This is a genomic window from Streptomyces flavofungini, from assembly GCF_014650815.1.
GTDB lineage: Bacteria > Actinomycetota > Actinomycetes > Streptomycetales > Streptomycetaceae > Streptomyces > Streptomyces flavofungini.
Genome location: NZ_BMVR01000001.1, coordinates 43,574 through 65,549 on the forward strand (window position 1 = coordinate 43,574; position 21,976 = coordinate 65,549).

A 21,976-nucleotide genomic window follows, 5' to 3' on the forward strand; every position below is an offset into this window, starting at 1 on the left:
GACCCATGCGGCTCGGGCTCGCGCTCGGATACTGGGGCCGCGGCCCCGAACCCCGGCACCTGGAACTGGCGCGGGCGGCCGAGCGGCTCGGGTACGACTCGGTGTGGACGGCGGAGGCCTGGGGGTCGGACGCGTTCACGGCGCTGACGTGGATCGCCGCGCACACCTCGCGGATCCGCCTCGGCACCGCTGTCGCGCAGATGGCGGCCCGCTCCCCCACCACCACCGCCATGCACGCCCTCACCCTCGACCACCTCTCCGGCGGGCGGATGCTGCTCGGGCTCGGCCTTTCGGGGCCGCAGGTCGTGGAGGGCTGGTACGGGCGGCCGTTCCCGAAGTCGCCGCTCACCGCGACGCGGGAGTACGTCGACGTCGTACGGCAAGTGCTCGCGCGGGAAGGGCCGGTGGCGCTCGACGGACGGTTCCACCCCCTCCCCTACCCGGGTGCGGACGGCACCGGACTCGGCAAGCCCCTCAAGTCGATCACCCACCCGCTGCGCGGCGACCTGCCGATCCTGCTCGGCGCCGAGGGGCCCAGGAACATCGCGCAGACCGCCCGGATCGCGGACGGCTGGCTGCCGCTGTACTGGTCGCCGACGCGCACGGACGTGTACGAGGCGTCGCTCGGCGACGGGCTGCGGCCCGGGTTCATGGTGGCGCCGCTGGTGCGGGCCGCGGTGTGCGACGACGTGACCGAGGGGCTGCTGCCGGTCAAGGCGATGCTCGGCTTCTACATCGGGGGCATGGGGCACGCGGCCCGGAACTTCCACGCCGATCTGATGGGGCGGATGGGGTACGAGGAGGAGGCGCGGCGGGTGCAGGAGCTGTTCCTGGCCGGACGGCGCGAGGAGGCGGTGCTCGCGGTGCCGGACGCGTTCGCCGACGAGATCTCGCTGGTCGGGCCGCGCGCACGGATCGCGGAGCGGCTCGCGGCGTGGCGCAAGGGGCCGGTGACGGATCTGCTGGTGCTGGCGCGGGATCCGGGGACGCTGCGGGTGCTCGCGGAGCTGAACGCGTAGCCGCCGGGCGGCGGCCGGGCGCCCCGCGTCCGGTCCGGGCGGGCCCCGCCCCCGCCCCCGCCTCAGCGGAAGATCGCCACCGCGCCCAGGGTCAGCTCGCCCGTCGCGCCGAATGAAGTGGGATCACCCGCGGGCCAGCTCCCCCGCCGACGGCACCTTGTTCGTCACCTCGGCCCCCGCCCCCTTCCCCGCGTCCTTGACCTTGTTGATCGCGCCGTCGAAGGAGTTCACCACGGACTCCGTGGAGTCACCCTTGCGGAGTTTGGACGGGAGGTTCTTGAGGGCTTCGACCCCGACAGTGAGGGGGGCGACCGCCTTGGCCAGGGTCGGGTCGCCCTTGGCGTTGCGGAGGGCGGCCTTGAGGCGGTTGTAGGTGAAGGCGCCGGCCAGGCCCGCCTTGATGAGGGCGAAGCGGCGGCCGTCGGCGCCGGAGGCGAACGTGCCCGCGCGGTAGGGCTTCACGATCCACTGGTACGTCGCCCCGGCGGCGAGCCCCGCGTTGGCGACGAACCGGGTCTTCGCGAGCTTCTGGCGTTCGACCGTGCTCGTGGGCGTCGCGGCGGAGTCCTTGTCGTCGCCGTCGCACGCCGCCGTCGTGCCCGCGAGGAGGGCGCAGAGGAGCAGGGGGACGAGGGCGCGGAGCAGGGAGCGGGGCACGGTGACCTCCGGGCGGGTGGGGGCGGCCGCCGCCAGCCTCACCCGGTGCGGCCGGGCCCGCCACCGGGGCGCGGCCAGCGGGGTGGACGGGCCACGGCACGGCTGGATCGACACCCCGCGGCCCACGTGACCGCCACCCCACGGCCCGCATGACGGCCACCCCACGGCCCGCATGACGGCCACCCCGCGGCCCACGTGACGGCCACCCCGCCCCAGCCGAAGCGGCACCCCACCGCCCCCAGGTTTCGGCCACCCCTCCCCCGGTACCCGCCCCCCATGTCCCCCGTACACAAACAACGCACGACGGAAGCCGCCAAGGTCGTCGTCGTCATCGCGGACGTGATGGCCTTCATCCTCGCCCTGTGGGTCCTGATGGACCTGCTGGACGCCAACCGTGCCAATGACCTCGTGCAGGTCGTGCATGATTCCGCCCGCTGGCTCGCGAGCTGGTCGCACGATCTGTTCACGTTCGACGAGCGCTGGGCCCGCGTGGTCGCGGGGTACGGCCTCGCGGCGGTCGTCTACCTCGTCGCGGGGCACTTCCTCGCGGGGCGGCTGCGGCGGCACTGAGCGCCGCGCCGACCCGGCCGCACCGCCCCCGGGGCCCGGGGCCTCAGCCGCAGCAGTCCGGCTCCAGGCCGACCGGAAGTCCCGCTCCCGAGAACACCCCGCACGTCGCCTCGTCCCCGCCCAGCGCCGCCACCGCGAGCAGCAGGGAGCCCGCCGTCCACGTGGTCAGCTCGACGGGCCAGATCGCGGCGTCCTCGAAGACGTAGCCGGTCCAGTAGAGGCCGGACTCGGGATCGCGGAGGTGCTGGATGGACTTGAGGATGTCGAGGGCGCGGTCGGACTCGCCGAGGGCCCAGAGGGCGAGGGCGAGTTCGGCGCTCTCGCCGCCGGTGACCCACGGGTTGGGGTGCACGCAGCGGACGCCGAGGCCGGGGACGACGAAGCGGTCCCAGCCTTCTTCTATGCGGGACTTGGCTTCCGGCCCGGTGACCGCGCCGCCGAGGACCGGGTAGTACCAGTCCATGGAGTAGCGGTCCTTGTCGAGGAAGCGCTCGGGGTGGTGGCGGATGGCGTGGCCGAGGGCGCCCGTCGCCAGCTCCCAGTCCGGCTGCGGGTCGTCGCGCAGGTCGGCGAGGGCGAGGGCGCAGCGCAAGGCCTGGTAGACGGAGGAGCAGCCGGTGAGGAGCGCGTCCGGGACGGGGGTGCCGTCGGGGTCGCGCTTCCAGCCGATCTGGCCGCCGGGCTGCTGGAGTGCGAGGACGAACTCGACGGCCGCGACGACGACGGGCCACATGCGGTCGAGGAAGGCCTCGTCGCCGGTGCTGAGGTAGTGGTGCCAGACGCCGACGGCGACGTACGCGCAGAAGTTGGTCTCGCGGCCGCGGTCGGTGACGTCGTCGGGGTCGCCGTCGGCATAGGCCGCGTACCAGGAGCCGTCCGGGTTCTGGTGCCGGGCCAGCCACTCGTAGGCGCGGGCGGCGGCCGCGTGCTCGCCGGCGGCGTCCAGGGCCATGGCGGCCTCGGTGTGGTCCCACGGGTCGAGGTGGTGGCCGCGGAACCAGGGTATGGCGCCGTCCGCGCGCTGGACGGCGAGGATGCCGCGGACCGTGGCCGTCGCCTGATCGGCCGTCAGAACGCCCGGCAGGACCAGGTGTTCGGTGCGCTCGGGAATCGTCACGCCCCGGCCTTCGTGTCGGCGGCCGGGTCGGTGGTGGCGGTGCGGGGCAGGTGCGGCTTGGTCGCGTACGCCACGAAGCTCTTGCCGACGACCGGGTTGAGGAGCTGCTCGGCGACGCGGGTGGCCCGGGGCTTCTTCATGATGTCCCAGACCAGGAGCTTGTGGTACGCCCGCACCGGCAGCGCTGCGTCTTTGCCGTCCTTGCCGACTCCGAACGCGCACTTCAGCCACCAGTACGGCGAGTGCAGCGCGTGCGCGTGGTGGGTGCCGTACGGCTTGAGGCCCGACTCCCGCATCCTGGCGAGGAGTTCGTCGGCCTTGTAGATGCGGATGTGGCCGCCCTCGACCTCGTGGTAGGCGTCGCTGAGCGCCCAGCAGACCTTCTCCGGGCCGTAGCGCGGCACGGTCACGGCTATCCGGCCGCCCGGCTTGAGGACCCGGACCATCTCGGCGAGCACGCCCTTGTCGTCGGGGATGTGCTCCATCACCTCGGAGATGATGACGACGTCGAACGACTCGTCGGGGAACGGCAGGTTGAGGGCGTCGCCCTCCATGGCGGTGGCGGTCGCGCCCGCCGGGGCCTCGCCCGCCTCCTTCATCGCCGCGAACCACTTGGCGACCTCGCGGATCTCGTCCGCGTTCTGGTCCAGGGCGACCACCCGGGCGCCGCGCCGGTAGCACTCGAAGGCGTGCCGGCCCGCCCCGCAGCCCAGATCGAGCACGCGGTCCCCCGCGGCGAGCGGGAAGCGGGTGAAGTCGACGGTCAGCACGTGGCCCTGCTTTCGGGTTGAGGTCCTGCAACTTCGCCGGAGACCGCGGTGGCGGCCGTCGGCAGCGCGGGTGCGCCGGTGGCCCCGGCCGTCGGCAGCGCCTGCCCGCGGGCCACCGCGCGGGCGGCGCCCCGGCTCGCGGAGCGGTCGATCGCCTCGCGGTACAACTCCGCGGTGCCCTGGGCGGCGCGGGCCCAGGTGAACCGGTCGAGGACCCGCGCGCGGCCCGCGGCGCCGAGCCGCGCCCGCAGTGCCGGGTCGCCGAGGAGCCGGGTGAGGCCCGCGGCGAGCGCGCCCGCGTCGCCCGGAGGCACCGCGAGGCAGGTGTCGCCGTCGCGGCCCGCGACCTCCGGGATCGCCCCGCCGGTGGTGGCGAGCAGCGGTGTCCCGGTCGCCATGGCCTCGGCGGCGGGCAGCGAGAAGCCCTCGTACAGGGACGGCACGCAGGCGATCTGGGCCGAGCGGACCAGGTCCACCAGTTCCTCGTCGGTGATGCCCTTGACGAACTCGACGGCGCCCTGGAGGCCGTACTTCTCGATGGCCTGTGCCACCGGGCCGTCCTCGGCGCGCTTGCCGACGACGACGAGGTGCGCCGCGGGGTTCTCGGTGCGGACCTTGGCGAGCGCCTCGACGAGGTGGATCAGGCCCTTGAGGGGTACGTCGGCGCTGGACGTCGTCACGATCCGGCCCGGCACCTCGGGCACCGCCGGGTCGGGCGAGAAGAGGGTGGTGTCGGCGCCGATGTGGACGACGTTGACGCGGTCGCGGCGGACGCCGAGGTGGTCGACGATCTCCTGGCGCGAGGTGCCGGACACGGTGAGGATCGACGGCAGGCGGCGCGCGACGCGCTTCTGCATCCGCGTGAACGCGTACCAGCGGCGCACGGACGCCCGGCGCTTCCAGTCGGGCGCGGCGTCCAGCTCCAGGCGGCGGTCGACGGTGATGGGGTGGTGGACGGTCGTCACCAGGGGGGCGCCCAGGTCGCCGAGGAGGCCGTAGCCGAGCGTCTGGTTGTCGTGCACGACGTCGAACTCGCCGCGCCGGGCGCGCAGGTGGCGGCGGGCGCGCAGGCTGAAGGTGACCGGCTCGGGGAAGCCGCCGGTCCACATCGTGCCGACTTCGAGGGCGTCGATCCAGTCGCGGTACTCGTCGCGCTTCGGGGTCCGGAAGGGGTCCGGGGAGCGGTAGAGGTCCAGGCTCGGCAGCTCGGTGAGGCTGAGCCCGCGCAGGTCCTCGCCCTCGTCGAGCACGGGGTAGGGCTGCGCGCCGATGACCTCGACGCGGTGACCGAGGCGGACCAGCTCACGGGAGAGGTGGCGTACGTAGACACCCTGGCCGCCGCAGAACGGGTTCCCCTTGTACGTGAGGAGCGCGATGCGCAGCCGGCGGCCGCCGTCGGCGGCCGTGCCCGGCGGCACGTCCGGCGTCGTCCCCGGGGTCGCGCCCGGCACCGGCCCCGGCAGGGGACCCGCCTCCATGGCCTCAGCGGTCACTCTGGCCCCCTTCTGCCTTCAGTTGTCCGCGAGATTACGCCGGGACGGTAATCTAGAACAAGTTTCAGACTTGTTCCCGTCATGATCGTCCTTGATCGCCGGACCCGCTCGAATCTACCGGCAGGTAGCCGGGCCGGAAGGTCCGGATCAGGTGATTCGCGCCACGGCGGCCGCCCTGCCATGCTGTGCGGTCCCGATGAACGGGCACGGCCGGGCACGGCCAGGAACGGCACGGGGACGGGGCGGGACTGACGGACACCGCTGACGGGACTGACGGGGCGACGGGACTATGACGGCTGACGCGAAGACGGCGGCGGGAGCGGGCGCGGCACATCCGGCGTCGCCGCCCCTCACCGAGCGCCAGGAGGCGCGCCGCCGCCGCATCCTGCACGCGAGCGCCCAACTGGCGAGCCGAGGCGGCTTCGACGCCGTCCAGATGCGGGAGGTGGCGGAGTCGTCGAGCGTCGCACTCGGCACGCTCTACCGCTATTTCCCGTCGAAGGTGCACCTGCTCGTCGCGACGATGCAGGACCAGTTGCAGCACATGCACACCACGCTGCGCAAACACCCCCCGGCCGGACGGACCCCGGCGGAGCGTGTCGCCGAGACCCTGATGCGGGCCTTCCGCGCCCTGCAGCGCGAGCCGCACCTAGCGGACGCGATGGTGCGCGCCCTCACCTTCGCCGACCGGTCGGTGAGCCCGGAGGTCGACACGGTCTCGCGGCTCACCACGGCGATCGTCCTGGACGCCATGGGCCTGGACGGGCAGCCCACCGCCGCACAGCTCTCCGCGGTGCGGGTCATCGAGCACACCTGGCACTCCGCGCTGATCACCTGGCTGTCGGGGCGCGCCTCGATCGCCCAGGTCAAGATCGACATCGAGATGGTGTGCCGGTTGATCGACCTGACGGTGCCCGAGTCCGCCTGAGGGTGCCCGAGCCTGCCGGACGGTGCCAGGGTCCGCCGGATGGCACCCAGTCCGCCGGATGGTGCCGAGTCCGCCGGATGGTGCCCGATTCGTCCCGATGGCACGCCCGCCGGACGGCGCCGACGCGGCGGCCGACGCATCGTAGGGGCTCAGTGACACCACGTAGGGGCAGAGTGCGTTCTTCCGGCCGGTGAGCTGTCGCACGGGGGGCGCACTTGGTTCGGACATATGCGCCCCCTGGCATCGCGTTGGCCAGTTCTCAGCGTCCATGACAGCCACACTTCGGCTTTCAATGGTCTGCGCAATGCTCGGCACGCCGGCGAACAGCCGGGGCCGGGACACCAGGTGGGGTTCGGACGGCGTTCGGGTGGGACTCGAAGCAGGAGGGGCGAGTAACGCGGCCCGGACCGGAACCTGGAGGAGCACGGGGCTGGAGGGGCAGAAACGTGATCCGGGTACTTCTCGTGCACGACGCCTGTCTGCTGCGATCGGCTCTGGCGGAACGACTCGCCCGTGAGCCCGACTTGGAGGTGTTCCACACGCCATGGGGTGCCGCCCGACGCCGCCTCGGCTCGGTGCGGCCCGATCTGTGCGTCGCCGATCTCGACTGCGAGACCGGGTACGCGCTCGCGCCGCTCGGCGAGCTCAAGACCACCGCGACCGGCACGGGCACCCGCTGCCCGCTGCTCGTCCTCGCCTCGGCGCACCGGCCGGGGCTGCTGCGCCGGGCCCTGGACGCGGGCGCGGTCGGCTTCGTCGACAAGGCGAGCGTGCCCGAGCAGCTGCTCACCGCGATCAGACAGGTGGCGGCCGGGGTGCGCTACGTCGACGACTCGCTCGGCTTCGGATTCCTGAAGGCCGCCCAGATGCCGCTGACCCAGCGGGAGTTGAGCGTGTTGACGCTGGCCGCCGGAGGGGCGTCCGTCGCGGAGATAGCGCACCGGCTACATCTGTCGAACGGCACGGTACGCAACTACATGGCCGCGATCACCCGGAAGACCGGGGCCCGCAACAAGGTCGACGCGATCAGGATTTCCTTAGGGGAGGGCTGGGTGTGATCAGGGCAGGACCGGGTGCGCGACGGCCGTCGGGTTCCAGTTGCCCGCCAGGTCGCGGTACAGCTCCGAGCGCTTGAGCAGTTCGCCGTGCCGGCCGCAGTCCGTACGGGGTCCGTCGAGGACCAGGACGCGGTCGGCGCGGCGGGCCGAGCTGATGCGGTGCGCGACGACGATGAGCGTGCCGCCGGGCCGGGCGGCGAAGGCGCGCTCGGCGCGGGACTCCGCCTCCGGGTCGAGATGACAGGTCGCCTCGTCGAGCACGGCGAGTTCGGCGTACGCGACATAGGCGCGGGTCAGGGCGATGAGCTGGCGTTCGCCCGCCGACAGCGCCGCCGGTTCGAGCCGCGCCCCGAGCCCGCCGAGGCGCTCGGCGAGCGGGCCGAGGCCGACGGCGTGGGCGGCGTCGAGGAGTTCGGCGTCCGGCACCGGGTCGGAGCGCAGATAGCGCAGGTTCTCCCCCAGGGTGCCGCCGAAGACGTACGCCTCCTGCGGGATGAGGACGCGGCGCGCCACCGCCCCCTCGTCCCGCGCGTCCCGCCCGGCCACCAGCACGCTGCCGCTCCCCGGCGCCAGCATCCCCGCGACGAGGCCCGCGAGCGTCGACTTGCCGACCCCGCTGGGCCCGACGACGGCCAGGTGCCCGCCGCGCGGCAGGACCAGGTCGAGGTCGCGGATGACGGGTTCGGCGTGGGGGCCGTAGGCGAAGGTGACGGAGGTGAGGTGGAGGGCGGGGGGTGCCGTCGTCGGGGATGGTTCCGGCTCGGCGGGGGTCTTCGTCAAGGCGGGCGCGGTGGTCCCGGCCTCGGACCCGGCCCCGGCCCCGGTCACCGGCACCGAGCCGCCGGTCTCCGGAAGTGCCGCCGCCCCGGAAGCCCCCTCGGCCCCCCGGACCTCCCCCGTCTCCTCCGGCACCAGCCGCCGCAGGATCACCACCAGGCGTGTGCCCGCCGAGCCCAGGCCGTGGACCAGGTTGTGCAGGGCCGGGAGGAGGGCCTGGGTGACGTAGGTGAGGGCGCCGACGAGTTCGCCCGGGGTGACGTCGTGGGACAGGAGCCAGGGGCCGGTGGCGAGCAGCAGCACGAGGGGGAGCTGGCCGCCCAGCGCGAGGGAGCCGATGCGGACGACGGACCAGCGGGCCAGGGTGCGTGACGTCTCGTACTCGGTGCTGAGGCGGTCCTCGACGGCGGCGGCCGTCGGCTCCTCGGCGCCCGCGGCGGTGACGTCCCGCAACCCGGGGCAGACGGCGCCGAGTTCGGTCGCGATGCCCTCGTCGGCGGCGAGGTAGTCCTCCTGGCGGCGGGCCAGCGGGCGCAGGGTCAGGACGAACAGGCCGACACCCGCGACCAGCGGCGGCGCCACGACCAGGACGAGCAGCGGGGCCAGGGTGCACAGGCCGATCAGCGCACCCACGGCCGTGAACACGAAGGACCGCGACACCATCACCAGGCCCGCGAAGGTGTCCCGCGCGGTCTCCACCTGCTGGGTGAGCCGCGACACGGCGGCGCTGTCGGCCTCCTCGATGCCGCGCGCCACGACGTGCCGCACGAGCACGTCCCGCATCGGCTCGACCAGCCGGGCCACCGCACGGAACACCTGCCCGGTGCCGTACGCCGCGACCAGCACCCCGCCCGCGGCGGCGAGCAGCCAGCCGAGACCGACGGCTCCGTCTCCGGCGAGGAACCCGTCGTCGAGGGCGTGCGCCAGGGCGTACCCGGTGAGGAAGGTCTGGCCGGTCTCCAGGACGGACCAGAAGGCGATCTGGGCGACCACCCACCGGCGCTCGCGCAGGAAGCGGGCGCCGCGGGCGTAGGTGCCCGTGCCGCCGCCTGACGCTGCGCCGCTCCCGCCCTTGCGGCTCACTCGCCTCCCTCCCCTTCCTCGGCTCCGTCCCCGTCCCCGTCCTCCTGCTGCTCGAACGCCCCTCTGTAGTCCGGGAGTTGCCACAGCCGTTCATGCGCGTCGAAGGCACGGATCCGGCCGCCTTCGAGCCAGGCCACGGCGTCCGCGCGGGCGGCGGTGGCGGCGCGGTGGGCGACGATCAGGCGGGTGCGGGACGGACCGGTGCGCAACAGGGCCTCCGCGACGCGGTGCTCGGTGACCGTGTCCAGGCTGGAGAGGGCGTCGTCGAGGATCATGAGCCGCCCGCCCCGGGCGAACGCGCGGGCCAGGCCGAGGCGTTGGGCCTCACCACCGGACAGGGGCGCGGCCGTGCAGGTGGTGGCGTAGCCCTCGGGGAGGCTGCGGACGAACCCGTCGGCGCAGGCGGCGTCGGCGGCGCGCCGGACGCTGTCGCGGGTGGGGCGGGGTTCGCCGAAGCCGATGGTGTCCTCGATGGTGGCGCCGAGCAGCGCGGGCCGCTCGAAGGCGTAGCCGATGTGGCGGCGCAGCTCCGCGCGGGTGAGGTTCCCGAGCGGTACGCCGTCCAGGAGGACCGTGCCCTGATCGGGGTCGGCGAGACGGCCCGCGAGGGCGGCGAGCAGTGACTTGCCCGCGCCGGAGCGGCCGACGACGGCGACGGTGCGCCCGCCGGGGACGGTCAGGTCGACGCCGTCGAGAACGGTGCGCCCGCCGCGCCGGGCGGTGACGCCTCGTAGCTCCAAGGCGCCTTTTCCTGCGGGGAGTCGGGCGTCGCCGTGCCGGGTGGCCGGTATCTCCTGGACCTCGGCGAGCCTGCCCGCCGAGGCCTTGGCCCGCACCAGGCCGCCGAGCTGGCCCACCAGCACGCCGACGCCGGTGGCGAGGGCCGCGTACCGGATGGCCGCGAGCAACTCCCCCACCGACAAGCGGTGCTGGAGGATCAGGTAGCACGCCATGGCGACGACGCCGATCTGCAGGAGCGGCGCGAGGGCGACGGCCTGGGCCTGCGAGCGCGCCTGCACGTGCCACATCCGGACGCCCTGCCGGGCGAGTTCGGGCAGCGGCGCGAGCACCCGCGCCGCCTCCTTGCGCTCGGTGTGCGCGGCGGCGATGGTCCGGGCCCCGCCGATCGCCTCGGTGAGACGGCCCGCGATGTCGCCCTGGATGGTCTGGTACTGGGCCACGCAGTCCGACGACGCCCGCGTGAACGCCCGCAGGAGCAGCACCAGAACCGGGGCCCCGCCGAGGAAGACGGCCGCGAGCCAGAAGTCGATGAGGCCGAGCGCCACGACGGCGCCGACGGGTGCGGCGACGGCCGCGAAGAGCCCGGCGAGCACGGCGGGCGCGGTACCGGCCTGCGCCGCGTTGCCGACCAGGCGGGCCACCAGGTCACCGGCCGGGAAGCGGGCGGTGGCGCGCGGGCCGACGGCGAGAACATGACGTACGAGACGGCCGCGCAGCCACAGGGTGGTGCGGGCGGCCGTGGTCGCGGAGAGCACTTCCTCACCGGCGTCGAGGGCGGCCATGAGGCCGACGAGGGCGGCGCACCACAGCACCCAGCCGGTCGCGTCGTTCCCGGCGAGCACGGCGTCGAGGGCGCGGCCGATGGCGAGCGGAAGGAGCAGGCCCGCTCCCGTGCCCGCGAGGCTGAGCAGGCACAGGACGAGGCAGCGCCCCGTGTTGTACCGGGTGGACTCGGTCAAGAGGCGGCGCTGTGCGGCCTGTTCGGTGGTCGGCATGGCGGGGCGGGACCTCTCGGAAGCCGTCGAGCCCGGGCGGCCCACCGAGGTGGCGCCGCCCGGGCCCGTCACTGACTTGAGCTCACAGACAAAGCAGGAAGCTCGCCTGGCTGGCGCACAGCAGCAGGCTGACCTGGCTGCCGCCGCCGTGGCCGCCGCCGCCACCGGTCATCTCGTCGGACTCCATGTTCTGCAGGTCGAGAAGCGCCATCGTCGTGCCTTTCTTTATGGGGACATCGTGCGTTGTGGTGGTACTGGCCGTGCGGGTGGTGCGTTTTTCACGGCCCCGCCTCGCGGTGGGGCCGGTCGGTGGGCCGCCTCAGGGGCGGCAGGAACGGCAGGTGGGCGCGGGCGCCGGGGGGCCGTTCGGTGTCGAGCGCGGCGCCGAGGGCGAGCAGGCAGCCCGCGGTGCCGGTGTGCAGGTCCATGGACAGGCGCAGCAACTGGTTGCCGGGGAAGGCGAGATGGCGCTCGTACGGCATGGCGAACCAGCCGAGGCCGTCGATCTGGCCGTCGAGGCGGGCGGCGGTTTCCGCGCTCGGCTCGGTCGCCCCCGGCGCGTACTGCGTGCGGCTCAGGTGCAGGATCATCCCCGCGCGGCCCTGGACGAGCCCGGGGTGCGCGCAGAAGCGGGAGCTCGCGGCGGTCAGGATGCCGGTGCGGGCCGCGGCGAACTGCTCGTCGTCGCGGTACGTGAGGTAGTCGTCGAGGACCATGCCGATGCCGACGCTGCCGTCACCCAGATAGGGCATGGTGCGCCAGCCCTCGTCCACGGCGAGCCCCCCGTCGCGCTGCGGCACGCACCGGGCGAGGTCCGCGCGCAGGGCCTGGGCGGCCAGGTCCAGGAAGCCCGGGGCGCCGTGGCGGTCGTACAGGCGCAGGAAGAGCAGGGCGGGTCCGGCGGCGCCGTGGAGGAGCCCGGCGCGCCGCGAACCGGCCGGTGAGCCCGACCCCTGTGCGGACCCCGCGGCAGCCGCGCCCTCCCTGGAAGCGCCCCCGGAAGCCCCGGGCGCTCCCTCCGAAGCCGCCTCCGCCGCCACCATCCGGCTCGCCAGGATCCGCGCCGCCCGCAGCGCGTGCTCGTCCAGGTCCCGCTCCCCCGTGGAACGGGCCAGGCCGTCCAGGGCGAGGCCGAGACCGGCGAGGCCGCCGTACAGGTCGGACGACAGGCGCTCCCAGTTCTCCTCCAGGACCAGGCCGACGAGGTCGAGGGCGCGGGTGCGGTGGCCGAGGCGGTCCAGGACGTGGGCGATGCCCGCGATGCCGTCGTGCAGGCCGAGCGGGGTGCCCTTGGGCACGGGGTCGGTGTGCTTCAGGAGCCAGTGCTCCCCGTCCTCGTACCGCTGCGCGCCGGTCTCGGCGAGCGCGTACAGCACTCCGGCCGCGCCGTACGCGAGGCCGAGCCCGCCGCCCTCGGCGAACTGCCCGACGTCACCGGGGAAGAGCCGGTCGTCACGCTCCGGTGTGGCGGAGGTGAGGAGGGCCGCGGTCATGGAGTCGCGGCTGCGGGGCCAGTCGGACGGGTCGACGACGAAGTCCCGTACGCGACAGGCCGAGGCGGTCCGACTCCCGGGGATCGCCTCACTCCCCACGGCCTCGCTCCGGCCGGTCCCGCTCCAGGCGGCCTCGGGCTCGGCAGCCTCCGCCTCGACGACCTCCGGCTCCACGGCCCCCGTGATCTCGGCGACCGCCTGGTCCAGGAACTCCCTCGGCACCTCCGGGAATTCGCCCGCGATCACCTCCGCCAGATGCGCCGCCTTCTCGCGGTCGATGACCAGGAGCGTGGTGACGGGCAGGAACAGGGCCAGGCGCAGGCAGGCGAGGGCGTAGCGGTCGATGCCGGTGCCGCTGCGGTCGGCGGGCGCCACGAAGCCGGGGTGCGCGACGGCCTGGCGTCCCGGCTGGTCCACTCCGGCGGCGGCCTCGAAGTCGAGGAGGGAGACGGACTGTTCGTCGGGCGCGACCATGATGTTGAACAGGTGCAGGTCGTTGAAGACGACGCCGCGCTCGTGCACGGCGGCGACGGCCTCCTCCACCAGGGCGTGGATCCGCAGGGCCCAGCGCGTGTACGCGGAGATGTCCTCGGCGGACGGCTCGTGGACGCACAGCGGATGGCGGTCCGCGAAGAAGGAGTTGAGGGTGCGGCCCGCCAGGAAGTCCATGACGAGGAAGCGGTGGCCGCCGAGTTCGAACCAGTCCCGCACCTCGGGGGCGATGCCGAGCCCCGACAGCTTCTCCAGGGCGTCCTTCTCGCGTTCCAGGCGGGTGACGGCGTCGGCGCCGTCGGCGGCGAGGCCCGCGTGCGGACGGCCCTCCTTCAGGACGACCTTCCGGCCGTCGCGGGTGTCCGTACCGACGTACACGCCACCGCCGTTGGAGAAGTGCAGGGCCTTCTCCAGGCGGTACGGGAGGTCCTTGACGTTGGTCGCGTCGCGGGCGTCGAGGTGCGGCTTCAGGAAGTCGGGCAGCGTCACCCAGGACGGCACCTTGAAGGCCGGTTCGCGCGAGTCCGGCACGAGCCGGCCCTCGCCGTCCTCGATCGCGGAGACCATCCGGCCGCGCCCGTCGTCGCACACGCGGCGCGTGAAGGCGCCGTAGCGTACATACAGCGGGCCCTCGCCCCAGCGCAGATCGGTGAGGATGTAGGGACCCTCGCGGCCGTCGAGTATCTCGCCCAACTCACGTAACACAGTGTGTAGTTGCTGTTCGTCGGCGGGGTACACGGTGACGAACTTGCCGCTCTTGTCGCGGCCCGCGTACTTGCTGTTGCGCAGCAGGAGCAGCGGCGGGCCCGGCACGAACTTGAACGGCACCCGGCGCGGCACGCAGTAGTCCCAGACGGCCGCGGCGATCTCGTCGGCGTTGGCCCGGGTGGCGGAGACGTGGATCTTCCAGCCCTGCTGGGGCGACGGCAGCGCGGTGCCCTCGTCGTCGACGGGGACCAGGGTCAGCCAGTCACCGGCGCGCTCGGAGCGCCAGCCGGCGGGGACGGCGCGGCGGGCGGTCGCGTACACCGTGCCGGCCTGTGCGAGCGCGGACAGCCGGTCCGGGGTCTCGTAGAAGTGTCTGTCGGCCAGACAGTAGACCTCGTACCGCTTGTCCATGGGTCCCCTCCCCGCGCTGTGTCGCGATGAGACTTCCAGGACACCCCGGGGGCCGGACAGTCACGTCTGTCATCGACTCACCGTGCGGAACTCATGCGTAAAGTCACGTTCGAGCGGACTTCGAGCATGTGATGGCGGTCCGGTGTACGGGGCCCGCGCAGGGCCGTGAGTGCCGGGTGCCGCACGGCGGGCGCGGGGCGGTGTCGGCGGGTTCTAGTCTTCCGGCGGGAACACCACCTCCCCGCTGCCGAGCAGCGTGATGGTGATGGCCTCGACCGGGCAGCTCTCGGCCGCCTCCAGGATCTTCTCGGCGGCGTCCGTCTCGGGGTGCGTGGGGTGCGACTGGCGGGCGGTGTCGAGGGTGAAGCCGTCCGGCGCGGTGCCCACGCACATCCCGGAGCCGATGCACACCGACCGGTCGACCTCGACGTGCCAGCGGTCGCCCATCAGGCACCGCCCCCGTCACCGGGGGCCTGGTACCCGGTGGGCAGGTGGATCATCTTGTGCTCGAAGTACTCGCCGTAGCCCTCGGGCCCGAACTCCCGCCCCAGACCGGAGTTCTTGTAGCCGCCGAACGGGCCGAGCATGTCGAGGCTGAAGGCGTTCACGGAGTACGTGCCGGTGCGCACCCGGCGCGCCACGTCGATGCCGCGCTCGACGTCGGCGGTCCACACGCTGCCGCTGAGGCCGTACTCGGAGTCGTTGGCGATGCGGACGGCCTCGTCCTCGTCGCCGTACGGCAGCAGACAGATGACGGGGCCGAAGATCTCCTCGCGGGCGATGCGCATGGAGTTGTCGACACCGCCGAAGAGCGTCGGCTCCACGTACCAGCCCTGGTCGAGCCCCGCCGGACGGCCGCCCCCGGCCAGGATCTTGGCGCCCTCCTCCTGCCCGATCCGGATGTAGTCGAGCGAGCGGCGCTGCTGCCGTTCGGCCACCAGCGGGCCGAGTTCGGTCCCGGGGTCCATCGGGTCACCGACCTTCAGGGCGGACGCGGCGGTGGCGAAGGCGTCGGCGAACTCGTCGTAGCGCGAGCGCGGGAGCAGGATGCGGGTCTGGGCCACGCACGCCTGGCCGTTGATCATCCACGCGAACGGCACGATCCCGGCGACGGCGCCCGCGAGGTCGGCGTCGGGGAGGATCACGGCGGCCGACTTGCCGCCGAGTTCCAGGGTGACGCGGGTGAGGTTGCGGGCGCAGACCTCCATCACCCTCTTCCCGGCGGCGACGGAGCCGGTGAAGGACACCTTGTCGACGCCCGGGTGCCCGACCAGGTACTCACTGACCTCGCGGTCGGCCGAGAGGATCGAGAGCACGCCGTCCGGGAGCCCCGCCGCAGCGGCGATCTCGGCGAGGATGTACGCGTCGAGCGGCGCCTCCGGCGAGGTCTTCAGGATCACCGGGCACCCGGCGAGCAGCGCGGGCGCGAGCTTGGCGGCGGCGGTGAACTGCGGGACGTTCCACGGCACCACGGCCGCGACGACGCCGACAGGCTCGCGCCGCACCAGGATCTTCCCGAGCACCCCGTCCCGCGCCTCCTCGTACGTGAAGCCGCGCGCGGTGGTGATCGCCGCGTCCCACACCATCATCGCCGACAGCGCCTGCACCATCACGGACGCGGTGTACGGGGTGCCGTTCTCGGAGCTGATGACGCGCGCGATGTCCTCGTGCCGCGCCGCGACCCCGTCCTTGATCCGCGCGACGACCTCGATCCGCTCGGCCAACGTCATGCGCGGCCAGGGCCCGTTGTCGAAGGCCTCGCGCGCGACGGCCACGGCCCGGTCGACATCGGCGGGCGCGGCGTGCGGCACCCGCGCGAACACCTCACCGCTGTGCGGCGAGACCACCTCGATGACGTCCGTGCCGAGCGGGTCGACCAACTCCCCGCCGATGAACAGCTGTCCGTGTTCCACGAGCTCGCTCATGACTGCCTGCCTCCTGCGAATGCTGCGGCTGCTGCTTGCGGCTGCCGAGGCCGCCGCGTGCGACTCCTGCGGCTGCTTGCGACTGCTGCGGCTGCTTGCGACTGCTGCTACGGCTCGGACGCCTTGCCGAGCAGTTTCTGACGCTGTTTCAGAACTGATACCAGTTCTAGTTATAGTGGGCAATGGCCGCGCGCCCGCGCCGAGTCGGGCTCGGCGGAGGCGGCGGGGCGAGGCACCCGGCGGCGAGGGGGAGCGGATGGCGCAGGCGAGCGAGGCGCGGGTGATCGCGCACGGCGGTGGCGTGTGGAGCATGCGGGTGCCCATCCCGGACAATCCGCTCGGGTACACCCTCGTGCACCTCATGGAGACCGACCGCGGGCCCGTCCTGATCGACACCGGCTGGGACGACCCGGGCTCGTGGGACACGCTGGTCGCGGGGATCGCCGCGTGCGGGGCCGAGGTCGGGGACGTGCACGGGGTGCTGATCACGCATCACCACCCCGACCACCACGGGCTTTCCGCGAAGGTGCGGGAGGCCTCGGGAGCGTGGATCGCCCTGCACGACGCCGACGCGGACGTCGTGCGGCGCACCCGTGAGCACGCGCCCGCGCGCTGGTACGGGTACATGGCCGACAAGCTCGCCGCCGCGGGCGCGCCCGCCGAGCACGTGGCCCCGCTGCTCGCCGCCCGGGACGCGGGCCGCACCCCGCGGCTCCCCGGCCTCGCCCCCGCCCTGCCCGACCGGTCCATCGTCCCCGGCGAACTCCTGCCCCTGGCCGGGCGCCGCCTGCGCGCCATCTGGACCCCGGGCCACACCCCCGGCCACGTCTGCCTGCACCTGGAGGAGGCCCACCCGGCCGGGCTCCCCGGGCACGGCCGCCTCTTCTCCGGCGACCACCTGCTGCCCGGCATCACTCCGCACATCGGCCTGTACGAGGATCCCGACGACGCCACCGCCGTCGCCCCTTCGCCGAGTTCCCGACCTCGCCCGAGCGGAGGCGACCCCCTCGGCGACTATCTGGACTCCCTGGAGCGGGTCGGACGGCTCGGCGTCGCGGAGGTGCTGCCCGCCCATCAGCACGCCTTCACCGAAGCCCGCCCCCGCGTACGGGAGTTGCTGACCCACCACGAGGAGCGCCTCACCCAGCTCCGCACCCTGCTCACCGAGCCCCGCACCCCCTGGCAGCTCGCCGAGCACATGCAGTGGAACAGGCCCTGGGCCGACATCCCCTACGGCTCACGGAACATCGCGGTGTCGGAGGCGGAGGCGCACCTGCGGCGCCTGGTGAAGCTGGGGCGGGCGGAGGCCGTGGCGGGGAGTGATCCGGTGACGTACGTGGCGTGCGGGGCGTAGCCCCTGACCGACTCGGCCACCGTCTCAGCCGGGCCCGGAGGACGGGGTCACCAGACCTCGTCGCCCCGCAGCACCGCGTCCGCGCCCCCGTCGATGAACACCACCTGCCCGGTGACGTGCGTGTTCTCCGGTGCGGTCAGGTGCTCGACCAGCGGCGCGACCTGTTCGGGGTCCGCGTAGCCGTGCAGGGGCATCGGTACGGCGCGGTCGGCGACGGCGCGCATCTCGGGGTTCTCGATGATCGCGCGGCTGAGGGGGGTGCGGATGATGCCGGGGGCGATGACGTTGAGGGGGATCCCGGCGCCCGCCCAGGCGTCGGTGATCGCGGCCCGGCGCACCCAGCGGACCAGGGCGCGCTTCGCGGAGGCGTACACGAGCCCGCCCTCGCCGCGGTCGACGGCGGCCTGCGCGGCGGCCACGGCGGCGTCCTCGTCGTCCGCGAGGACGGCGGCGACGATCGCCGGGTCCGTCTCGTGCACGGCGGCCACCGACGACACGGCGAGCGCGCGCGGGTCGCGGCCCGCGGCGAGCAGCGGCCGCAGGCCCGCCAGCGTGGCGATGGCGCCGAAGCCGTTGACCCGCACGGTGACGGGGTCGTACGCGCCGACCCCCGCGCACGCCACCACCGCGTCGAGCCGCCCGCCGCCCAGCTCGGCGGCGGCGTCGGCGAGCAGGGCCCGCCCGTCGGCGGTCGCCAGGTCGGCCTGGATGTCGACGCCGTCGGTGTCCTTGAGGTCGGCGCCGATGACGCGGTGGCCCCGGCCGGTGAGGCGGCGGGCGACGGCCCGGCCGATGCCGGACGCGGCGCCGGTCACGAGGCAGACCCGGGCACCGTCCCGCCCGCCCGGCCGTGCGTCACGTTCCGTCGCAGTGCCCGCCATCCGTGCTCCCCCTCAACTCCCGTACCCAGAGGCCCGAGCCAACGTAACGCCGCCCCGGCGGCCCCTGCCAGACCGCGCCGGGAGCACGGGCCCGGCTCCGGCGCGCGCCGGAGCGAGGGCGCCGGGACCCCGTGCCGGGCCCCGGGGCGAGGGCTACGGGCCGGTACAGTGGGCGGGTCGTCTCATGCGTGTACGAGGGGAAGCCGGTGGAAGTCCGGCGCTGACCCCGCAGCCGTGAAGCCGCGTGGCAGTCCGCCGCGGCAAGCCGGAACGCCTCGTACGCCGCATGACCGGCTCGCGTCATCGGAACGTGCCGATGGCCGGCACCGTCGAGGTATACGGAGCCGGAGCCGCCCGGTGCCCCTCCGTGCCGTGCTGCCCGGCCCCCCGCAGGGAGAGGCACCCGCCGCATCATGAACGTTCGCCGCAGCGCAGCTGCCCTGGCCGTGGCCGTCGCCGCCCTCGGCACCGCCGCCGCCCCGGCCGCCTTCGCCGACGACGACTCGCCGTCGGCGAAAGCCACCGGGGCGCCGCTCCCGTCCGGCCTGTACGGCAAGAAGGACCCGCAGTTCGACGGCGTGTTCCGGCAGTCGTACGCGCTGCTCGCGCAGAAGACGGTGGGCGTCACCCCGGCCGCGAAGGCCGTGGACTGGCTCACCGGCCAGCAGTGCACGAGCGGCGGCTTCGCGGCGTACCGCGCGGACGCGAGCGAGCCGTGCGGGTCCAAGACGCAGGTCGACTCGAACTCCACCGCCGCCGCGATCCAGGCGCTGCACGCCGTCGGCAACGAGTCGAACACGGTGAAGAAGGGCCTGGGCTGGCTGAAGTCGGTCCAGAACCAGGACGGCGGCTGGGGCTACAACCCGGGCCTGCCCAGCGACGCCAACTCCACCGGCATCGTCGTCGGCGCCCTCGCCGCCGTCGGCGAGAAGCCCGCGTCCGTGAAGTCCCAGAAGGGCAAGTCGCCGCTCGACGCGCTGACGAAGCTCGCCATGGACTGCGGCAAGGACGGCGGCGCGTTCGGCCTCGCCGACGCCAAGTCGGGCAAGCTCGCGCCGAACGCCGACGCGACCGCGGCCGGAGTGCTCGGCGGCCTCGGCCAGGGCCTCGTGCCCGCGAAGGGCAAGAAGGCCGACGCGGCGCCGAAGTGCGCAAAGCCGGACACGGCCAAGCAGGCCGCCGACAACGGCACCGGCTATCTGCTGAAGACCCTCGCCAAGACCGGCCACCTCACCTCCGCCATGCCCGGCGCCAAGGACCAGCCGGACGTCGGCAACACCGCCGACGCGGTGGTCGCGCTCGCCGCGGCGGGCCAGCAGGAGCAGGCGAAGAAGTCCGCCGAGTGGCTGTCGGAGAACTCCGCCGCCTGGGCCAAGGACAGCGGCCCCGCCGCCTACTCCCAGCTCGTCTTCGCCGCCCTCGCCGCCGACATGGACGTACGCGACTTCGGCGGCGCCGACCTCGTCAAGCAGCTCAACGCGCAGGGCCCGACGCCGAAGGCGATCTCGGAGACGACCGCCGCGGCCAAGGAGAAGGACGAGAAGGACGACGACGGGTCCGGCGTCAGCGTCTGGTGGATCGTCGGCGTCGGCCTGGTCGCGGGCGCGGGCATCGGCTTCCTGCTCTCCGGCCGCAAGAAGAAGAACCAGCTGTGAGCCGGCGCCACCCGGGGCGCGGCCGCCTCACGGTGGCCGCCCTGCTCACCGCGCTCCTCGCCCTGCCCGCCGCGCTCCTCGCCGGGAGCCCCGCCCACGCCGCCGACTACCGCTACTGGTCGTTCTGGCAGCGGGGCGAGGGCGGCGCGTGGGTGTACGCGACGCAGGGGCCCTCCATCGCCCGGCCCGACGACGGCGACGTGGAGGGCTTCCGGTTCGCCGTGTCCGCGAACTCCGGCAGCGCCGAGAAGCCGCGCGGCGCCGCGGACTTCGACACGATCTGCGCGGACACGCCCGCGCGGGACGGCCAAAAGCGCGTCGCGCTCGTCATCGACTTCGGCACGCGGGACGACGCCCCGGGTGGCGAGCAGCCCCCGAAGCGGCGTACGGCGTGCGCGCGCGTCGCCTCCGACGGGACCAGCGCCGAGGCGCTCGCCGCCGTCGCCGGGCAGCTGCGCTACAACAGCTCCGCGCTGCTCTGCGCCATCTCCGGCTACCCGAAGCAGGGGTGCGGCGAGCAGGTCTCCGGCAAGAAGTCGGACGACGCGGGCAGCGCCCGGCAGGACGGGGACGACGGCGGTCCCTCCGTCGGGCTGCTCGCCGGGATCGCGGCGATCGTCGCGCTCGGTGCCGCCGCCGTCTGGCAGGCCCGCCGCCGCCGTGGCTGACGCGGCCCCCGACCGGCTCCTCCCGCGCCGCCTGGCGCCCCAGGCGCACCGCTCCAACGCGCTGCACCCGGGCGCCTGGTGGCTGTGGGCGCTCGGCCTCGCCACGGCCGCGTCCCGCACCACCAACCCGCTGCTCATCGGGCTGCTCATCGGCGTCGCCGGGTACGTCGTCGCGGCCCGCCGCACGTCCGCGCCCTGGGCCCGCTCCTACGGCGCGTTCGTGAAACTCGCGCTCGTCGTCATCGGCATCCGCCTGGTCTTCGCGATCGTCCTCGGCTCGCCGATCCCCGGCACGCACCTCATCGTGACCCTGCCGGAAGTCCCGCTGCCCGACTGGGCGCAGGGCGTGCGCATCGGCGGCCGGGTCACCGCGGAGGGCGTGGTGTTCGCGCTGTACGACGGGGTGCGCCTCGCGGGCCTGCTGATCTGCGTGGGCGCGGCCAACGCCCTCGCCAGCCCGGCCCGCCTCCTGAAGTCCCTGCCGGGGGCGCTGTACGAGGCCGGGGTGGCCGTCGTCGTCGCGATGACGTTCGCCCCGAACCTGATCTCCGACGTCCAACGCCTGCGCGCCGCGCGCCGCCTGCGCGGCCGCCCCGACAAGGGCGTACGGGGACTGCTCCAGGTGGGCCTGCCCGTCCTCGAAGGCGCCCTCGAACGGTCCGTCGCCCTGGCCGCCGCGATGGACGCGCGCGGCTTCGGCCGCACCGCCGCCGTGCCCGCCCGGGTGCGCAGGACCACCGCCGTTCTGACGCTCGGCGGCCTGATGGGCGTCTGCGCGGGGGCGTACGGGCTGCTCACCGCGGACGGCTCGACGTACGGCCTGCCGGTGCTCGGCGCCGGGCTCGCCGCCGCGCTCGGGGGGCTCTGGCTCGGCGGGCGCCGCTCGGTGCGGACCCGCTACCGGCCGGACCGGTGGGGGGCGCGGGCCTGGCTGGTCGCCGGTTCGGGGGCCGCGGTCGCCGCCCTGATGATCGCCGCGAACTCCGCCGCCGCGGACGCCCTGCACCCCGGGGTGATCCCGCTGATCGCCCCCACCCTGCCCCTGCTGCCCGCCGCGGCGGTCCTCATCGGCCTGCTCCCGGCGTTCGTGGCACCGGTCCCCCCGCCCGCCGAGGCACCCGTGCCCGCCCGCGCCACCCGCACCGCCCGTACTGCCGCCGAGGAGAAGGCCTCATGACCAT

The 21,976-nt window shown here is 74.2% G+C and carries 19 protein-coding genes and 1 riboswitch; of the genes, 8 read left to right on the forward strand and 11 right to left on the reverse strand.

Annotated features, from left to right (window positions below; all coding sequences use genetic code 11):
• Positions 1 to 5 precede the first annotated feature (5 nt).
• A complete protein-coding gene (locus tag IE274_RS00175) occupies positions 6 to 1,019 on the forward strand; it encodes an LLM class F420-dependent oxidoreductase (RefSeq protein WP_190113465.1) in 1,014 nt (337 codons plus the stop codon).
• Between the two features lie 123 nt (positions 1,020 to 1,142).
• Here IE274_RS00175 and IE274_RS00180 read toward each other — a convergent pair whose 3' ends face one another.
• A complete protein-coding gene (locus IE274_RS00180; protein WP_190113466.1) occupies positions 1,143 to 1,676 on the reverse strand; it encodes a hypothetical protein in 534 nt (177 codons plus the stop codon).
• A 276-nt stretch (positions 1,677 to 1,952) separates the two neighbouring features.
• Between IE274_RS00180 and IE274_RS00185 the strand changes: the two genes are divergently transcribed.
• Positions 1,953 to 2,246 (forward strand): hypothetical protein, encoded by a 294-nt coding sequence (locus tag IE274_RS00185; protein ID WP_190113467.1) that lies wholly within the window; start codon positions 1,953 to 1,955, stop codon positions 2,244 to 2,246.
• Positions 2,247 to 2,289: 43 nt separating this feature from the next.
• Here the strand turns inward: IE274_RS00185 and IE274_RS00190 are convergent, their stop codons facing one another.
• Genes IE274_RS00190 through IE274_RS00200 form a run of 3 tightly spaced genes read right to left on the reverse strand, consistent with a single transcriptional unit; the run spans position 2,290 to position 5,626 of the window.
• Positions 2,290 to 3,363 carry a prenyltransferase/squalene oxidase repeat-containing protein gene (locus tag IE274_RS00190; RefSeq protein WP_190113468.1) on the reverse strand — a complete coding sequence of 358 codons (1,074 nt, stop codon included), beginning with the start codon at positions 3,361 to 3,363 and terminating at the stop codon, positions 2,290 to 2,292.
• On the reverse strand, positions 3,360 to 4,133 hold the full coding sequence (locus IE274_RS00195) for a class I SAM-dependent methyltransferase (RefSeq protein ID WP_190113469.1): 774 nt from the start codon (positions 4,131 to 4,133) through the stop codon (positions 3,360 to 3,362). Before IE274_RS00195 ends, IE274_RS00190 begins: the two co-directional genes overlap by 4 nt.
• Entirely contained in the window at positions 4,127 to 5,626 is a 1,500-nt protein-coding gene (locus IE274_RS00200; RefSeq protein ID WP_229909054.1) for a glycosyltransferase family 4 protein, read from the reverse strand. Before IE274_RS00200 ends, IE274_RS00195 begins: the two co-directional genes overlap by 7 nt.
• Positions 5,627 to 5,915: 289 nt before the next feature.
• Between IE274_RS00200 and IE274_RS00205 the strand changes: the two genes are divergently transcribed.
• Both IE274_RS00205 and IE274_RS00210 read left to right on the forward strand, forming a co-directional pair.
• Positions 5,916 to 6,554: a TetR family transcriptional regulator gene (locus tag IE274_RS00205; protein ID WP_190113470.1), complete on the forward strand. Its 639-nt coding sequence runs from the start codon at positions 5,916 to 5,918 to the stop codon at positions 6,552 to 6,554.
• A gap of 446 nt (positions 6,555 to 7,000) precedes the next feature.
• Positions 7,001 to 7,612, forward strand: coding sequence for a response regulator transcription factor (locus IE274_RS00210; RefSeq protein ID WP_190113471.1), 612 nt, complete (start codon positions 7,001 to 7,003; stop codon positions 7,610 to 7,612).
• Here the strand turns inward: IE274_RS00210 and IE274_RS00215 are convergent, their stop codons facing one another.
• The 6 genes from IE274_RS00215 to IE274_RS00240 form a co-directional block, all read right to left on the reverse strand.
• Entirely contained in the window at positions 7,613 to 9,472 is a 1,860-nt protein-coding gene (locus IE274_RS00215; protein ID WP_229909057.1) for an ATP-binding cassette domain-containing protein, read from the reverse strand.
• Complete coding sequence (locus IE274_RS00220) at positions 9,469 to 11,208, reverse strand: ABC transporter ATP-binding protein (protein ID WP_190113472.1); 1,740 nt, start codon at positions 11,206 to 11,208, stop codon at positions 9,469 to 9,471. The genes IE274_RS00215 and IE274_RS00220 overlap by 4 nt, the downstream gene beginning before the upstream one ends.
• Positions 11,209 to 11,290: 82 nt before the next feature.
• Positions 11,291 to 11,419 (reverse strand): SapB/AmfS family lanthipeptide, encoded by a 129-nt coding sequence (locus tag IE274_RS00225; protein WP_190113473.1) that lies wholly within the window; start codon positions 11,417 to 11,419, stop codon positions 11,291 to 11,293.
• 67 nt (positions 11,420 to 11,486) lie between these two features.
• Positions 11,487 to 14,312 (reverse strand): class III lanthionine synthetase LanKC, encoded by a 2,826-nt coding sequence (gene lanKC / locus IE274_RS00230; RefSeq protein ID WP_190113474.1) that lies wholly within the window; start codon positions 14,310 to 14,312, stop codon positions 11,487 to 11,489.
• Between the two features lie 213 nt (positions 14,313 to 14,525).
• Positions 14,526 to 14,759 carry a ferredoxin gene (locus IE274_RS00235; protein WP_190113475.1) on the reverse strand — a complete coding sequence of 78 codons (234 nt, stop codon included), beginning with the start codon at positions 14,757 to 14,759 and terminating at the stop codon, positions 14,526 to 14,528.
• The gene (locus tag IE274_RS00240; RefSeq protein WP_190113476.1) at positions 14,759 to 16,237 is read right to left on the reverse strand and encodes an aldehyde dehydrogenase; all 1,479 of its coding nucleotides are present in this window, start codon (positions 16,235 to 16,237) and stop codon (positions 14,759 to 14,761) included. Before IE274_RS00240 ends, IE274_RS00235 begins: the two co-directional genes overlap by 1 nt.
• A 256-nt stretch (positions 16,238 to 16,493) precedes the next feature.
• Between IE274_RS00240 and IE274_RS00245 the strand changes: the two genes are divergently transcribed.
• On the forward strand, positions 16,494 to 17,591 hold the full coding sequence (locus tag IE274_RS00245; RefSeq protein WP_190113477.1) for a Strvi_7410 family MBL fold metallo-hydrolase: 1,098 nt from the start codon (positions 16,494 to 16,496) through the stop codon (positions 17,589 to 17,591).
• 47 nt (positions 17,592 to 17,638) lie between these two features.
• On the opposite strand, the gene IE274_RS00250 is transcribed toward IE274_RS00245, so the two are convergent.
• Entirely contained in the window at positions 17,639 to 18,472 is an 834-nt protein-coding gene (locus tag IE274_RS00250) for an SDR family oxidoreductase (protein ID WP_190113478.1), read from the reverse strand.
• 197 nt (positions 18,473 to 18,669) lie between these two features.
• A riboswitch (cobalamin riboswitch) is annotated at positions 18,670 to 18,747 on the forward strand.
• Positions 18,748 to 18,885: 138 nt separating this feature from the next.
• On the opposite strand from IE274_RS00250, the gene IE274_RS00255 reads away from it, so the two are divergent.
• Genes IE274_RS00255 through IE274_RS00265 form a run of 3 tightly spaced genes read left to right on the forward strand, consistent with a single transcriptional unit; the run spans position 18,886 to position 21,972 of the window.
• Positions 18,886 to 20,127: an SCO2321 family membrane protein gene (locus IE274_RS00255; protein ID WP_190113479.1), complete on the forward strand. Its 1,242-nt coding sequence runs from the start codon at positions 18,886 to 18,888 to the stop codon at positions 20,125 to 20,127.
• The gene (locus IE274_RS00260) at positions 20,124 to 20,795 is read left to right on the forward strand and encodes an SCO2322 family protein (RefSeq protein ID WP_190113480.1); all 672 of its coding nucleotides are present in this window, start codon (positions 20,124 to 20,126) and stop codon (positions 20,793 to 20,795) included. Before IE274_RS00255 ends, IE274_RS00260 begins: the two co-directional genes overlap by 4 nt.
• Positions 20,755 to 21,972, forward strand: a complete 1,218-nt coding sequence (locus IE274_RS00265) for an energy-coupling factor transporter transmembrane component T (RefSeq protein ID WP_190113481.1) — start codon at positions 20,755 to 20,757, stop codon at positions 21,970 to 21,972. Before IE274_RS00260 ends, IE274_RS00265 begins: the two co-directional genes overlap by 41 nt.
• Positions 21,973 to 21,976: the final 4 nt, after the last annotated feature.